The sequence below is a fragment of the Sphingobium sp. ZW T5_29 genome (genome assembly GCF_044987515.1).
Classification (GTDB): domain Bacteria; phylum Pseudomonadota; class Alphaproteobacteria; order Sphingomonadales; family Sphingomonadaceae; genus Sphingobium.
The window spans coordinates 12,683-25,532 of record NZ_JBJDRM010000006.1 but is presented as its reverse complement, the minus strand read 5'-3'; the positions used below and the strand labels follow the sequence as shown (position 1 = coordinate 25,532).

General features: G+C 62.2%; 16 protein-coding genes. 9 read left to right on the top strand and 7 right to left on the bottom strand.

Going from position 1 to position 12,850, the window contains the following annotated elements:
• Positions 1–36: 36 nt before the first annotated feature.
• The 5 genes from ACI3KQ_RS06420 (at position 37) to ACI3KQ_RS06400 (ending at position 3,630) form a co-directional block, all read left to right on the top strand.
• Positions 37–357 carry a phosphoribosyl-ATP diphosphatase gene (locus ACI3KQ_RS06420; RefSeq protein ID WP_404955899.1) on the top strand — a complete coding sequence of 107 codons (321 nt, stop codon included), beginning with the start codon at positions 37–39 and terminating at the stop codon, positions 355–357.
• Positions 358–430: 73 nt separating this feature from the next.
• On the top strand, positions 431–1,003 hold the full coding sequence (locus ACI3KQ_RS06415; RefSeq protein ID WP_404955897.1) for a hypothetical protein: 573 nt from the start codon (positions 431–433) through the stop codon (positions 1,001–1,003).
• A 111-nt stretch (positions 1,004–1,114) separates the two neighbouring features.
• Positions 1,115–2,566, top strand: a complete 1,452-nt coding sequence (locus ACI3KQ_RS06410; RefSeq protein ID WP_404955895.1) for a L,D-transpeptidase family protein — start codon at positions 1,115–1,117, stop codon at positions 2,564–2,566.
• Positions 2,567–2,572: 6 nt separating this feature from the next.
• Positions 2,573–2,863, top strand: a complete 291-nt coding sequence (locus tag ACI3KQ_RS06405) for a hypothetical protein (RefSeq protein WP_404955893.1) — start codon at positions 2,573–2,575, stop codon at positions 2,861–2,863.
• Between the two features lie 89 nt (positions 2,864–2,952).
• On the top strand, positions 2,953–3,630 hold the full coding sequence (locus tag ACI3KQ_RS06400; RefSeq protein ID WP_404955892.1) for a murein L,D-transpeptidase catalytic domain-containing protein: 678 nt from the start codon (positions 2,953–2,955) through the stop codon (positions 3,628–3,630).
• 66 nt (positions 3,631–3,696) lie between these two features.
• On the opposite strand, the gene ACI3KQ_RS06395 is transcribed toward ACI3KQ_RS06400, so the two are convergent.
• The 6 genes from ACI3KQ_RS06395 to ACI3KQ_RS06370 all read right to left on the bottom strand — a co-directional run bounded on the left by ACI3KQ_RS06395 (position 3,697) and on the right by ACI3KQ_RS06370 (position 7,858).
• The gene (locus ACI3KQ_RS06395; RefSeq protein ID WP_404955890.1) at positions 3,697–4,392 is read right to left on the bottom strand and encodes an ATP12 family chaperone protein; all 696 of its coding nucleotides are present in this window, start codon (positions 4,390–4,392) and stop codon (positions 3,697–3,699) included.
• Positions 4,389–4,667: a hypothetical protein gene (locus ACI3KQ_RS06390; RefSeq protein WP_404955888.1), complete on the bottom strand. Its 279-nt coding sequence runs from the start codon at positions 4,665–4,667 to the stop codon at positions 4,389–4,391. The genes ACI3KQ_RS06395 and ACI3KQ_RS06390 overlap by 4 nt, the downstream gene beginning before the upstream one ends.
• The gene (locus tag ACI3KQ_RS06385) at positions 4,664–5,323 is read right to left on the bottom strand and encodes an HAD-IA family hydrolase (RefSeq protein WP_404955887.1); all 660 of its coding nucleotides are present in this window, start codon (positions 5,321–5,323) and stop codon (positions 4,664–4,666) included. Before ACI3KQ_RS06385 ends, ACI3KQ_RS06390 begins: the two co-directional genes overlap by 4 nt.
• Positions 5,320–6,669 carry an RluA family pseudouridine synthase gene (locus ACI3KQ_RS06380; RefSeq protein ID WP_404955885.1) on the bottom strand — a complete coding sequence of 450 codons (1,350 nt, stop codon included), beginning with the start codon at positions 6,667–6,669 and terminating at the stop codon, positions 5,320–5,322. The genes ACI3KQ_RS06385 and ACI3KQ_RS06380 overlap by 4 nt, the downstream gene beginning before the upstream one ends.
• Positions 6,666–7,049 carry a fluoride efflux transporter CrcB gene (gene crcB / locus ACI3KQ_RS06375; protein WP_404955884.1) on the bottom strand — a complete coding sequence of 128 codons (384 nt, stop codon included), beginning with the start codon at positions 7,047–7,049 and terminating at the stop codon, positions 6,666–6,668. Before crcB ends, ACI3KQ_RS06380 begins: the two co-directional genes overlap by 4 nt.
• A gap of 62 nt (positions 7,050–7,111) precedes the next feature.
• A complete protein-coding gene (locus ACI3KQ_RS06370; RefSeq protein ID WP_404955882.1) occupies positions 7,112–7,858 on the bottom strand; it encodes a hypothetical protein in 747 nt (248 codons plus the stop codon).
• Positions 7,859–8,012: 154 nt separating this feature from the next.
• Here ACI3KQ_RS06370 and ACI3KQ_RS06365 point away from each other — a divergent pair, with 154 nt between their 5' ends.
• Both ACI3KQ_RS06365 and rarD read left to right on the top strand, forming a co-directional pair.
• Positions 8,013–8,234, top strand: a complete 222-nt coding sequence (locus tag ACI3KQ_RS06365; protein ID WP_404955881.1) for a hypothetical protein — start codon at positions 8,013–8,015, stop codon at positions 8,232–8,234.
• Between the two features lie 29 nt (positions 8,235–8,263).
• The gene (gene rarD, locus ACI3KQ_RS06360) at positions 8,264–9,133 is read left to right on the top strand and encodes an EamA family transporter RarD (RefSeq protein ID WP_404955879.1); all 870 of its coding nucleotides are present in this window, start codon (positions 8,264–8,266) and stop codon (positions 9,131–9,133) included.
• Here rarD and ACI3KQ_RS06355 read toward each other — a convergent pair.
• Entirely contained in the window at positions 9,130–10,461 is a 1,332-nt protein-coding gene (locus ACI3KQ_RS06355) for a dihydroorotase (RefSeq protein WP_404955878.1), read from the bottom strand. The genes rarD and ACI3KQ_RS06355 overlap by 4 nt on opposite strands.
• 49 nt (positions 10,462–10,510) lie before the next feature.
• Here ACI3KQ_RS06355 and ACI3KQ_RS06350 point away from each other — a divergent pair, with 49 nt between their 5' ends.
• Positions 10,511–11,242, top strand: coding sequence for a YgfZ/GcvT domain-containing protein (locus ACI3KQ_RS06350; RefSeq protein ID WP_404955876.1), 732 nt, complete (start codon positions 10,511–10,513; stop codon positions 11,240–11,242).
• 89 nt (positions 11,243–11,331) lie between these two features.
• Positions 11,332–12,819, top strand: a complete 1,488-nt coding sequence (locus tag ACI3KQ_RS06345; RefSeq protein ID WP_404955874.1) for a DUF2142 domain-containing protein — start codon at positions 11,332–11,334, stop codon at positions 12,817–12,819.
• Positions 12,820–12,850 lie beyond the last annotated feature (31 nt).

Sequence of the window (12,850 nt, the reverse complement as noted above, 5' to 3'; positions counted from 1 at the left end):
GTTGACGCCCCCGCCACCTAAGGCTTGATGGATATCATGCGCTCAACCCTCTTCGACCTCGAAAAAACCATAAATGAGCGGCGGACCGCCGATCCCGCCTTATCCTATGTCGCGAAACTCACGGGTCGTGGCCGCGCCAAGATCGCACAGAAGGTCGGCGAAGAAGCGGTGGAAGCCGTCATCGCTGCCATGGCAGACGACCGGGACAACCTGGTCGGCGAAAGTGCGGACCTGCTGTTCCACCTGTTGATCCTGCTTGGCGATCTCGGCATTCCGCTGGACGCCGTCCTGGATGAGCTTGACCGGCGTGAGGGCATGTCCGGCATTGCGGAAAAGGCAGCGCGCAAACCCGCCTGACCGCCCCGCTGGAAAGATATGCCCCTCCCCGCGTTCTGCTGTCATCTTCAAGGCGGTAGGGACAGGAGCATATATGGTCAGAACGATCGCAAGCGGCGTCGTAGGCGGCATCGCCATGTTCATCATCTATTTCATATTCTGGGGCACACCGCTCAGCGCCCTGGCCTTTCATCGCGCCGATGAACAGGCGAGCGCAAACCTGCAGGCGGCCATGGCTCAGGCGCTCACTGTGAACGGGACCGGGGTTTACATCATTCCTGATCCAGCCACCGCGCAAGGCACGATCCTCTATGGAAAAGGCCCGATTGCGACCGTCTTCTACAATAGCAGCGGCTTTCCGGTCACCGACAGCGCCGCCCTGATCGGCGGATTTATCCTGGCGCTGGTCGTCGGCATCTTGATCGCCATCGCGCTCCGTTTCGTCGCCGCCGATTTTGGCAGCCGCGCCCGAACGGCGATCCTCTTTACCACCGCCGCCGTGCTTTGGGTTCATATTGGGCAGTCGGTATTCAATCATGCGCCCTGGGGATATATGCTTTACCTCACGTTTAGTGACTTCATCGCCTTGGGTGCGGCCGGGCTGATCGCAGCGAAAGTGATGAGCCCTGGGCGGGACGTAATCGCGCCTTTGCCGACGGCGCATTGAAGATATCCGGCCCGTTCTGGCGTGGAACAAGGTCGCATGGCGATGGAGCGGATCATATTTTTAGAAAAAGGCGAGTTTGAACCACAGGGGCTTTGCGCTATCTGGTCCAGCATGAACCGTCTCGATTTGATCCGCTTATCCGCCGCTTCCCTTCTGGGCCTGTCGGGTGCGCCTCTGTTTGCGCAACCTCCAGCAGTGGCGCCAACCCTGCCTCCCGTCGCTCAGCCGGTGGTCCCGCCACCTGTCCCGGTCGCGCCAGCAGTTCCAATTCCGCCGCTGTCCTCTGCTCAGGAAGATTGGCTGAACGACTGGTTGAAGGGCGGCACCAAAGAAGGCCTGATGGCCCGCAGCAGGCCCAGCAAGCGATTGAGCGGCGAGGCCTTGATCGCTGCCGTCCTGGATCGGGCGAAGGCATTGAGCACCGGGCGGGTCAACACCGCCGACTTTCTGGAAGTCTGGGCGTTGCGCCCGGCGCCGTTCGACCCGCGCCCCGGACTTGCCCGCGCGGTGGCCGAAGATCGCGTGCCGCAGTGGGTCGCCGGTTTAACGCCTCCCTATTCGGGCTATGACGGCCTGCGCCGTGGTCTTGTCACTTATGAAGCCATCCGCGACAAAGGTGGCTGGCCCGCGCTGACGGCCAAATCATCGCCTGACACTGTCCGCCAGCGTATCGCCATAGAGGATATGAGCGTTAAACCCGGTGAAAAGCTGGTTGACGTGATTCAGCGCGCCCAGCGCCGCTATGGCCTCAACCCGACTGGCGTTCTGGACACGCGCACGCTGCGCGAACTGAACGTGCCTGTGGATGACCGTATCGCCGCCATCATGGCCAATATGGAACGGTGGCGCTGGATGCCTCGCCAGCTGCCGGTCAACCGTGTGCAGGTCAACATCGCCGCCGCCGTGCTGACCATGTTTGAAGGCGATCAGCCCATCACGTCGATGCGTGCGGTCACCGGCTCCCCCGATAACGCAACACCCATGCTGACATCCAGCATCCATTCGATCGTCGTCAATCCGCCCTGGAACGTGCCTGCATCGATTGCGAAGAAAGAATTGTGGCCCAAGGGACGCGCAGCGTTGAAGCGGCAGGGCTATAAAATCGTCGGCACGCCGGAAACAGGGGAACGGATCGTCCAGCCCGCCGGGCCGAACAGCGCGCTCGGTCGCCTGAAGTTCGATTTCAACAACCCCTTCGCCGTCTACCTGCACGACACGCCTGCCCGCGCCAAATTCGCCAGCTATGACCGGCTCGCCAGCCATGGCTGCATCCGGCTGGAAAAGCCTGTGTCGCTCGCCGAATTGATGGTCGCAGGCAATCCCGACCTTGTCGGCAAGGTCCAGACCATGATCGACACCGGCAAGACGCAGCGGGTGCAATTGCCCCAGGAGGTGGCGGTCTATCTGCTTTACTGGACGGCTTTCGCCAGCGGTAACGGCACGATGCATTTCCGTTCCGATCCCTATGGCTGGGACAAGCTGCTCGCCCAAAAGATCGAAGCGTCGAGCAGTCGGCTTGATCCCACCGCCGCGCCATCGAACACCATTGCAGCAAAGGACTGACCCATCATGCGCATTATCGCCCTGACCGCACTCGCTGGCGCCCTGATCCTCTCCGCCTGTGGCGAGAAGGAAGAAGCGCCCGTCGTCAACAATATGGTCGAACCGCCGGTTGAAAATGTGATCATCGAAGAGCCTGAAGCGCCGCTGCCCCCACCCAGCAACAACATGACCGCACCCGAACCGGCACCGCCCCCAACCATTTCGGAACTGCAGCAGATTCAGGACGACGCCGCGGCCACTGGCATGACCGCGCGGCTGGACAGCAGCACTGAAGACGCCAACAACGCCATGAATTGAAGCAAAGGCTGGTCGTCTGCCATATGCGGGCGGCCAGCCGTTAATCCCTGCTCTTGGAGCGGCGCTTCAAAATTGCTATATTGGATGCCATGGATCGTCGCAGTTTTACGAAGCTTGCCTTAAGCGGATTTGCTCTTTCATTTCTTGCCGACAGCGTCGGACGCGCGACGCCGGTAACTCCGTTGCCGCCCAGACCACTGACCCCTGGCCCCCGGCCAAAGGCTGGCGGACCTTTGGCCAACCAACCCTATGCCGAACTGCTGGCGCGCGCCAAGGCGGCGCTGGATCAGCATCAGCATATGTTCGAACTACGAGACCGTGTAGCGCTGGCGGATTTCAACGCGCCGTCGCGGGAACTGCGTTTCCATATCGTCGATCTGGTGGGCGGCCATGCCAGTTCCTACCTCGTGTCCCATGGCAGAGGGTCCGACCCGGAGCATTCGGGCTGGCTGCAAAGCTTTTCCAATGAACCAAACTCCCTCGCTAGTAGCGCCGGAGCGTATAAAACCGGTATGATTTACGATGGGCAACATGGCCAGGCGATGCGGCTGGCGGGACTCGACCCACTGAACAATAACGCCGAAATGCGGGCGATCGTCATCCATGGCGCCGATTATGTGAGCGAAAATCACATCGCCAGCTGGGGAAAGATTGGCCGCAGCGAAGGCTGCTTCGCCGTTGCGCGGCACATGCTGCCGCAGTTGCTGGGCCTGTTGGGCCAAGGACGACTGCTTTACGCGAACAAGCTGACGTCAAACGCTGCCTGAAGCAGGCTCCCGCCCCTGAGATATGCGGACGACCGGCGGCAAGGCGTCCCGCTCGGAAATCGACCGTCAGCCGCGCGCCAGATCGCAAAAGGTGCGCGCCATTCCGAACTCAGCCCGGCGCCGCGCGGACCGGGCAGCGGCGTCCGCGTCCTCGCCCCACTGCTCAACCTCCCAGACCTCATCAATTTCGGACGCTGACCAAATCACGTCCGTGTCATGGCCGCCATCCACGATGGCCAGCCCGCATATCAACGACCCGGACAGCGTGACCAACGTCGATAGTCCCGCCAGGGTGAACGGATCGAAAGCCATAACCGCCGCGCTCAATCGGCCCAGCGTCTCAACCGGCTGTTCCACCGGAACGATGCCCTTGGTCACTCGCAAAGTGACGTCATAGCGCCGCTGTGCCCATTCCAGCAGCGGGTCCCACGCAGCCGCTTCGCGAGCAATCAGTTCGCTTGGCCCCTCCGCCCGGTAACATAGAAGATCGCTTTCGCCGTAGCGCGCGATCCCGGCAGCAAAGTTTTCACGATTGGTGGCGATCTGGTCAATCGCACCGTTGGCCAGACCCGTGAACGGCATGGTGCGTGGATCGATACTGTCCCCCTGCCGCCGCCACTCGCTGGCAATCGCCTCAGCCAGCTTCGCCCTGGGCAGGATCAGCGGCGCGCGCGCGGGCGTATGCACCGGGCGGCCATCAAGGTGAATGCCAAAACCCGTTTCGCATTCGGCAATGGCGGCTTGCTTGTAAAACCGCTTCACTGATGCTCATCCTCGACCTGATGCGCCGCGGGCTTCTTGAACAAAGCCAACAGCAGGCGAGGCACGATCACGAACTGGAACAGACCGACCATAACGAAGATCGCGCCCATCGCCTTGGCTTTCCCGCCCTGGACCCAGCTGAATCGCTGCATCAGGATGAGGAACCCGAACATGACAATGACCGCACCGGAAAGGCGAAACAGGCCAAGCGCGAAATAGCGCTGGCGAGCCAGTTTTTCAGGATCAACGGGCGGCGGAGGAGTAATATCGCTCATTGGCCGACGATATGGCGATGCAATTCACTGCTGTCCATGGCCACGCCATTAGCGCCCGCCGCCACAAGCTCCGCAGGATCATGATAGCCCCATCCCACGCCCAGCGTTCGCGTTCCGGCGGCAATGCCCATATCGATGTCGAAACTCGTATCCCCAATCATCACCGTGGTTTCGGGCGATGCGCCCACTTCGGCCATGGCGGTCAGCAGCATGGAAGGGTGCGGCTTTGACGGGTGCCGGTCTGCGGTTTGCAGCGTCACGAAATGGGCATTTATGCCATGATGCTCCAGACACAGGGCAAGCCCGCGATCCGACTTTCCCGTCGCAACTCCCAACAGCCAACCGGCGGCATCCAGATCGCGGATCAATTCCGCCATGCCGGGATAGAGCGGTTCTGATACCGCGCATTCGCGGCGCAGTTGCTGGAACGCGCTTTTATAACGTTCCGACAGATGATCATGATAATCCGGCTCCGCTTCGGGTAGCAGCCGCGCGATGGCGAGCGGCAGGGACAGCCCCACCACTGACAGGATTTTCACGCGATCAGGCGCGGTCAGCTTTTCGCCTTCAAAGGCGCGGGTCATCGCGGCGCAAATACTGTGCTGGCTGTCCACCAAAGTGCCGTCGCAATCGAAAACGGCCAGGCGATTGGTCATTTCTTGCGCAAATCCCGCCCCTCGCCCGGTCCACGCGAGCGACGTTCGCCGCGACGGCCCTTGCGGACCTGCTTGGCATGGGCGCGGGCCAGCTTCTTTTCATCCTCGCGCGTGGGCTTACGCTCGATTTCCTCGTCCAGCGGCAGGTCGCCCGCCGACAGGTCGAAGCCCAGGGAGACAAGGCTGGCCGCGAAATGTTCAGGCAATTCCGCCCTCACATCAACTCGCCCGCCATCGGGATGATCGACCCGAATACGCCTGGCATGAAGGTGCATCTTGCGGCTGATCGAGCCGGACAGGAAAGATTCCTTGCCCCCATATTTGCCGTCGCCCACAATCGGATGACCAATGGCCGCCATATGGACGCGCAGCTGATGGGTGCGACCGGTATGGGGTTGCAGTTCGACCCAGGCGGCGCGGTTGCCCGCCCGTTCGATCACGCGATAACGGGTGCGGGAAGGAAGCCCCTCCTCCTCATCCACATGCATTTTTTCCCCGCCGGTGCCGGGCTGCTTGGCGATGGGCAATTCTATCATGCCGTCATTGATCGACGGCACGCCGATCACGATTGCCCAATAAACCTTTCGTGCCGTGCGGCTGGAAAAAGCCTTGGCAAAATAGGCCGCCGACCGCGCCGTCCGAGCGACCAGAAGCGCGCCGGACGTATCCTTGTCCAGTCGGTGGACCAATTTGGGCCGCTGTTCCAGCTCGAACTCCAACGCGTCGAGCAGTCCGTCGACATGCTCGTCGGTCTTGGTCCCACCTTGGGTAGCAAGGCCTGGCGGCTTGTTGAGGACAATTGCCTGCGCGTCGCGGTGGATCACCATGTTCTGCGCGAACATGGCCTGATCCTCGCTCAGTTCTGGCTTTGCACGCTTTGGTTTGGCGGTCTCGGCGGCCTTGGGTTCTGCAGGAGGAACACGTATGCTCTGCCCGGCAGCAACCCGGTCACCCGGCGCCGCGCGCGCGCCATCGACCCGCAACTGCCCCGTACGCGCCCAACGTGACACGGTGTTGAAGCCGATGTCCGGCAAGTGCCGCTGGAACCAGCGATCGAGGCGGATGCCGTCATCGTCCACGCCCACGCGAAACTGGCGGACATCCAGCGACACGCCCTTTGCGGCAGAGGATTTCGCAACCGGAGCCTTCGCCGCGGGAGCCTTCACTGCCGCCACCTTTGTGCCCAAGGACTTGGCTGGCGGCTTCGAGCTGGATCTGGGCGTTTCGGATTTTCGCGCCCGTGCGGCCTTGGCTCCACCCCGCGCCCTGTCAGGAGCACCTCCGCCACCCGGTTTCCGCCCGCCACGCGCGGGTCCCTGCGGTTTGCCTGGCGGACGCCCCTTCATGCGATAGTCCTCATCAGGCTAAGCCCGCCGAACAGCGCGGCGACCGCGCCGACGACGGAAAAGGTCGCATAGCCAATAGCCATGCCGAACTGGCCCCGTTCGATCATCAGCACCATTTCCAGACTGAAGGAAGAAAAGGTCGTGAAACCGCCCAGCAGCCCCACTGCCAGCAACAGGCGAAGGGATTCGCCGGGTGCGGCGTGAAACCGTGCGAGCCATCCGACGACTATCCCCATCGCGAACCCGCCCAGCAGGTTGACCGCAAAGGTTCCCCATGGCCAGAGGGCAGTGGGAAACAAATGGCCCGACAAGCGGCCAAGCTGATAGCGCCCGAGCGCGCCCACAGCGCCGCCACCCATGACGAGGAGGATATTATTCATGCCGCCGCCCTAGAGGGAAATCGCGACAAAGGAAATGGGGCGATCTTCAGCTATCGGCGTTATCAGCGCCCGTTGTCGGCGATGATATCAACACTGGTCTTACCGCCCGGCGCGTCGGTGAACAGCAACATGAACGCGCCACCATCATCCTTGCGCGTGCCGCCCAGCACATGGTCGCCGCCCAATATCCGGTGCTCGGCCTCAAAGCCTGATCTGCGCGCCTGCGTATAATAGAAATCCATGACGCTCTGGCGCGGCACTGGCGTCACAAAGGTCGCAGCGCGCAGCGTGCAGCCATCCTTATCCGCGCCGGCAGCTTCCATCAATTGCGCGCCGGGATACACAGTAAACGGGTCGGGCAAGCGGCTGGCCCACTGCATTCCGTAGACCAGATTCTTGCGGCAATAGACGTTGCCGCCGGGCTGCGACTGTTCACGGGCCAGCGCCGCCAGAGTCGTAGTCGATTCCATCGCCTCACCCTTTGCAGGAGCAGGCGTAGCAAGCAGTTTGCCGCCAGCCAGCTTCACCGACTGGGCCAGCGCCTGGGCGGCATCACCCTTCAATACGGGCAGCGCGGCATTGGCGGGACGGTCAGCTGGACGAACGGCATTGCGGTTCGACTGGCTGGTCAGATTGGGATCGACAACGATCTGACCGGCAAGCGCGCCTTTAAGAGCGGGATCGACGGCGTCATTGGTGAGCTGGGCGTCCAAGGCGTTGAGATCGGCATCCTTGTCATCCTTGCCGCACCCTCCCAAAGGCAGGATCAACAAAAACGCCGCCACGCAGGCAGTCGGGAAACGCACCATAGCTTCACTCCTTCGTAAACAGGAGATGAAGAGCGCAGGTTAATTTTCCGTTAGGCTTTTTGGTGAATCGCCAAATATTTCCGCCATGCCATTCTTTGCATGTCGGCATTATCGCCACCTTGCCCTTCGGCGCCGGAATGGCCATGTGTTGATAATGCTTAATATAGTTTCAGTCCTGATCGGACTTGTCGCCCTTGTCCTGATGATCCCCGCGATCCTGCCGTTCGTGGCGATCCTCAACTGGCTGCTCGTGCCGCTTGCCCTGGTCGGTGCGCTGATCGGCATGGCGTCCAGCCGGAATGGCGGACGCAACTTCTGCCTGATCGTCGCGGCCTTTGGCGCGCTGCGGCTGTTCGCCGGGGGAGGGATTTTCTGAACGAACATAATCCTGAACTGCGGGCAGGTATGCTCGCGGCTCTGGGTGCCTATGGGCTTTGGGGACTGCTCCCCATTTTCTTCAAGCTGCTTCACGAAGTGGCCCCGGTCGAAGTCGTGTCCCAACGTGTCATCTGGTCGCTGCTGCTGATCCTTGGCGTACTGACGGCACGGCGCGGCCTCGGCCCGCTATTAAGCGCCTTTCGGGACTCGAAACTGCTGTTGCCGCTGGCGGGATCCGCGCTGTTCATCGGCATTAACTGGGTGACCTATGTCTGGTCGGTCAACAACGATCATGTGATCGCCGCCAGCCTTGGCTATTTCCTCAATCCACTGGTGAATGTCGCGCTGGGCGTCCTGGTGCTCAAGGAAAAGCTGCGACGTGCACAGGTGCTGGCAATCGCCATCGCAACGCTGGGCGTCGCCATCATGGCCGCCGCAGCACTCACCACCCTTTGGATCAGCGTTCTCCTGGCGCTGAGCTTTGCCTTCTACGGATTGATTCGCAAGATGACGCCGGTGCCGCCGATGGCCGGTCTGGGCGTGGAAACATTGATCCTGACGCCTTTCGCGCTGGCCTATCTGCTGTGGCTATCCGCGCATGGCGGGATCAGCCTGGGCACCAATGCCTATGTCACATGGTTGCTGATCGCTTCGGGCGCGCTGACCACCATACCGCTGGTTCTTTTCGCCATGGCGGCACATCGTTTGCCGATGGCCACGCTGGGCCTGATGCAATATCTGGCGCCGTCGCTGCAATTCCTGTGCGGCGTCTTCCTCTACGGTGAAAAACTGTCGCACGGTCAGATGGCCAGCTTCGCGCTGATATGGCTTGGCCTCATTCTCTTCGCGGGCGACAGCGTGACCGTCGCCCGCCGGAACAGACTTTCCCCCGCTTAGTAAAATTCGGTCGCTTCAAACCGGACCGGCTCACCGACCGCCTCATTAGCCAGCGTGTCTTCCCACATCACCCGATGGCCGCGCACGATGGTGCCAACGGCCTTTCCGGTAAGGTCCATCCCTTCAAAGGGCGACCAGTTACAGCGTGAAGCCAGCCATTCGCTGCCCACGGTCCACCGCTTCTTAAGGTCGACCACGGTGAAGTCGGCATCATAGCCCAGAGCGATGCGCCCCTTGCCCACCAGCCCGAACACCCGCTGCGGCCCCGAAGACGTAAGCTCGATAAAACGACGCAGCGACAGCCTGCCTTCCGCCACATGGTTGAGCAGCAACGGCACCAGCGTCTGCACGCCGGGCATGCCGCTGGGGCTGGCGGGATAGGGCTTTGCCTTTTCCTCTATCGTATGCGGGGCATGGTCGCTGCCCAGGACATCCGGCACGCCCTGCGCCAACCAATGCCACAGGCCGTCCCGATGCGCAGCGGACCGGATCGGGGGATTCATCTGCGCATAGCTGCCCAGCCGTGGATAGGCGTCCTCCGCCGCCAGCGTCAGGTGCTGCGGCGTCACTTCGCATGTCGCGATATCCTTGTGCCCGGCAATATACGCCAGTTCCGCAGGGGTGGTCACATGCAGGATATGGATTCGCCGCCGCGCTTTCCGGGCAAGGCCGATGATCCGCTTCGTCGCGATCATGGCGCTTTCATCGTCGCGCCAGATCGGGTGCGAAGACGAATCCCCCTCGACCCGGAGGTCCTTGCGCGCATTCATCCGCGCCTCATCCTCGGCATGGATGGCGACGCGGCGCGTCCCGCTGGCCAAGACCCGCGACAGCGCGTCGTCATCGTCCACCAGCAGGCTGCCTGTCGACGCGCCCATGAATATCTTGACCCCCGCCGTGCCGGGTATGCGCTCCAGTTCCTTCAGCGCCTCGGCATTGTCCGCCGTCGCACCGACATAAAAGGCATGGTCGCACCACATGCGATGATGCGCGCGATCCAGCTTTTCCCTCACCCGCTCTGCACTGTCGGTGTTGGGGTTGGTGTTGGGCATTTCAAAGACCGCGGTGATCCCGCCCAGCACAGCCGCCCGGCTGCCTGATTCCAGGTCTTCCTTGTGCTCCAGCCCAGGCTCACGGAAATGCACCTGACTGTCGATGCACCCCGGCAGCACGTCGAGGCCCGAACAGTCGATCACCTCGCCCGCATCGCCCAGGCTGGTCCCGATCGCCACGATCTTGCCCGCGCGGACGCCTATGTCCGCATTGTCCGCGCCGCCGGGGGTGTGGACGGTGCCGTTCTTCAGGATCAGGTCGAAAGTCTCGGACATGGGATGCTCGCCGCTTGGATAAGTTGATTGCCTGTCCTACCTAAAGCCGATGACCGGCACCACCTTAACCGACCGCGCCCTCCTCAGAATTTCGGGTGAAGAGGCAAAAAGCTTCCTCCAGGGACTTCTGACGCGCGATGTCCTTACCCTGACAGCGGACGCGCCGCGCTGGGGCGGGCTGCTGACGCCGCAGGGCAAGGCGCTTTTCGACTTCATCCTTTGGGCCGATGGCGATGACGTGCTGATAGATTGCGAAGCTGCGCAGGCGGGCGCGCTCACGCGGCGCCTGACCCTCTACCGCCTGCGCCGCAAAGTCATGGTCGCTCGCGAAGAGAATCTGGCCGTTCATTGGTCCCTCGACCAAAGCGAAAAGCCCCTCGACCCACGCCTCCCTGCGCTCGGCCATCGCTGGCTCGCTCCGGCAAGTCCGGGCGACGCCGCCGCCGCATTCCGCGCGCACCGCCTGTCGCTCGGCATTTTCGAAGGCGTCGGCGAACTTGGGCAGGATCAGCTGCTCTGGCTGGAAACCAACGCCGAAGAACTGGGCGGTGTCGACTATGACAAGGGTTGCTATGTGGGGCAGGAAAACACTGCGCGGATGCATTATCGCAGCAAGATCAACCGGCGGCTCGTCGCTGTTCCGATAGCTGAGGCCGATGAAAAGCGGCAACGGGCCGCCCTTCCCGACATGGGTATTTCCATCGAGCTTCGGCGCGTCGAAACCATCGATCCCGCCACCCTGCCAACCTGGCTTGCCAAGGAAATTGCTTCGACCCTGTAATCTTTTGCCCGCCACAAGCAACGCGACGGAAATATTAAGGTCTGGGCGTTAACATCCCGGTCCGGCATGCGATCAGGGGGGCGCAATCCTTGCGGAACGAACGATTATCGACGGCTGAAACGCGCCGCGCATATCTACCTGTTTCAGCGCCCGCCACGCCTGTGCAGCAATGGCTCTTGGCCGCCATTTGCCTTTCGACCCTGTTCTTCGCCCTGATCACGCCACCTTTTCAGGCTCCCGACGAAAACCAGCATTATATGAAAGCGCTCCTCCTCGCCGAAGGGCGCGTTTTCACGCAGACGCGGGGGACGATGATCGGCGCGGAACTGCCCCGTGCGGCAGTGGACCTGCATGGCGCAGATTTTGCGACAGATGTGCCTGCGACGCTCCGCCGCTTCGACCCCGACATGCTGGCAAAAGCGTGGGCCGCAGATGACGCGCGGCCAGGAACGGATTTCGCCGACTTCCCCAACGTCGCCAGCTATGCGCCCAGCCTGTATGCGCCGGGCGCAGTCGGGCTGATGCTGGGGGACGCGGCGGGCCTGCCCCGACTGGGCAGCTTTTATACCGGACGTATCGTGAATGCGTTGGCCGGACTGGGCCTCCTGACTTTGGCGCTTTCCCTATTGCCCTTCGGACGGAGCGCGATGCTCGCAACGGCATTGCTGCCGATGTTCAGCTACCAAACAGGGTCTTTATCACCCGATGCGGTAATCAATGGCATGGGCTTCCTGGGCCTCGCCCTTGCGCTGCGCATCGCATTCATGGGTGTCACCCCGGCACGATCCATCGGCCTGTTGGCTGCGGCCCCGCTGCTGGCGCTTGCAAAGGGTGTCTATCTGCCGCTGATGGCCGCCGGTTTGACCCGCCCTGAAATGCGGCGCGACCTGCGTCCCTGGTTGCTGGTCGCGGCGATGGCGGTTGGCGCAATTGCATTCATCGCATGGATGAAAATGTCGGGCGGAAGCCAGGCGCTATACCATATCGCTTCGCGCAAAACCGGCGAACATGCCATGACCGCGCCGCTGGCCGATCAGCTTGGCGTGATCCTGGCAGACCCGGTCGCCTATGTGCGTATCCTCTGTTCCAGCGTGGTCGACCGTGCGCCCGTTTACGCGCTTCAGATCGTCGGTCGTTTCGGCTGGAACGCCATATTGCTGCCGCTCGCCGCCTATCCTCTTGCCGCACTGATGATCGGTGCCGGGGTGCTTAGCGGATCGGGTGTGCAGATCGGTATCGGGCAGCGCCTCTGGTGGATCGCGGTGGCGGCGGGCAGCGCGCTGCTCATCGAAACGGCGATGTACCTGACGGGAACCCCGCTCGGCGCTGACTATATCCAGGGAACGCAGGGTCGTTATTTCCTGCCCATCCTGCCGCTCCTATTATTGGCGATCATGCCCGAAACCGCCGTGCGGGGTGCGCGCCCGATATTTGCGGGCGCGGCGCTACTGCTGCTCGCCGTGGCGATGGCCAGCGCCTTCGACAGCTTCTGGGTACACGGTTTCGTCACCGCCGACGGCATGCCCCCCTTTGACCGCCTGAGCGACGCGCTGCTGCTCCCTTCCCCGCGCTGGTAGCCAGCACCGGCAGAAAGCGAGCCAGCCCAAC

Bases quoted from the DNA above. Each gene is read 5' to 3' on its own strand.
- ACI3KQ_RS06420 (WP_404955899.1), top strand. From the start codon at position 37: ATGCGCTCAACCCTCTTCGACCTCGAAAAAACCATAAATGAGCGGCGG.
- ACI3KQ_RS06415 (WP_404955897.1), top strand. From the start codon at position 431: ATGGTCAGAACGATCGCAAGCGGCGTCGTAGGCGGCATCGCCATGTTC.
- ACI3KQ_RS06410 (WP_404955895.1), top strand. From the start codon at position 1,115: ATGAACCGTCTCGATTTGATCCGCTTATCCGCCGCTTCCCTTCTGGGC.
- ACI3KQ_RS06405 (WP_404955893.1), top strand. From the start codon at position 2,573: ATGCGCATTATCGCCCTGACCGCACTCGCTGGCGCCCTGATCCTCTCC.
- ACI3KQ_RS06400 (WP_404955892.1), top strand. From the start codon at position 2,953: ATGGATCGTCGCAGTTTTACGAAGCTTGCCTTAAGCGGATTTGCTCTT.
- ACI3KQ_RS06390 (WP_404955888.1), bottom strand. From the start codon at position 4,667: ATGAGCGATATTACTCCTCCGCCGCCCGTTGATCCTGAAAAACTGGCT.
- ACI3KQ_RS06385 (WP_404955887.1), bottom strand. From the start codon at position 5,323: ATGACCAATCGCCTGGCCGTTTTCGATTGCGACGGCACTTTGGTGGAC.
- ACI3KQ_RS06380 (WP_404955885.1), bottom strand. From the start codon at position 6,669: ATGAAGGGGCGTCCGCCAGGCAAACCGCAGGGACCCGCGCGTGGCGGG.
- crcB (WP_404955884.1), bottom strand. From the start codon at position 7,049: ATGAATAATATCCTCCTCGTCATGGGTGGCGGCGCTGTGGGCGCGCTC.
- ACI3KQ_RS06370 (WP_404955882.1), bottom strand. From the start codon at position 7,858: ATGGTGCGTTTCCCGACTGCCTGCGTGGCGGCGTTTTTGTTGATCCTG.
- ACI3KQ_RS06365 (WP_404955881.1), top strand. From the start codon at position 8,013: ATGCTTAATATAGTTTCAGTCCTGATCGGACTTGTCGCCCTTGTCCTG.
- rarD (WP_404955879.1), top strand. From the start codon at position 8,264: ATGCTCGCGGCTCTGGGTGCCTATGGGCTTTGGGGACTGCTCCCCATT.
- ACI3KQ_RS06355 (WP_404955878.1), bottom strand. From the start codon at position 10,461: ATGTCCGAGACTTTCGACCTGATCCTGAAGAACGGCACCGTCCACACC.
- ACI3KQ_RS06350 (WP_404955876.1), top strand. From the start codon at position 10,511: ATGACCGGCACCACCTTAACCGACCGCGCCCTCCTCAGAATTTCGGGT.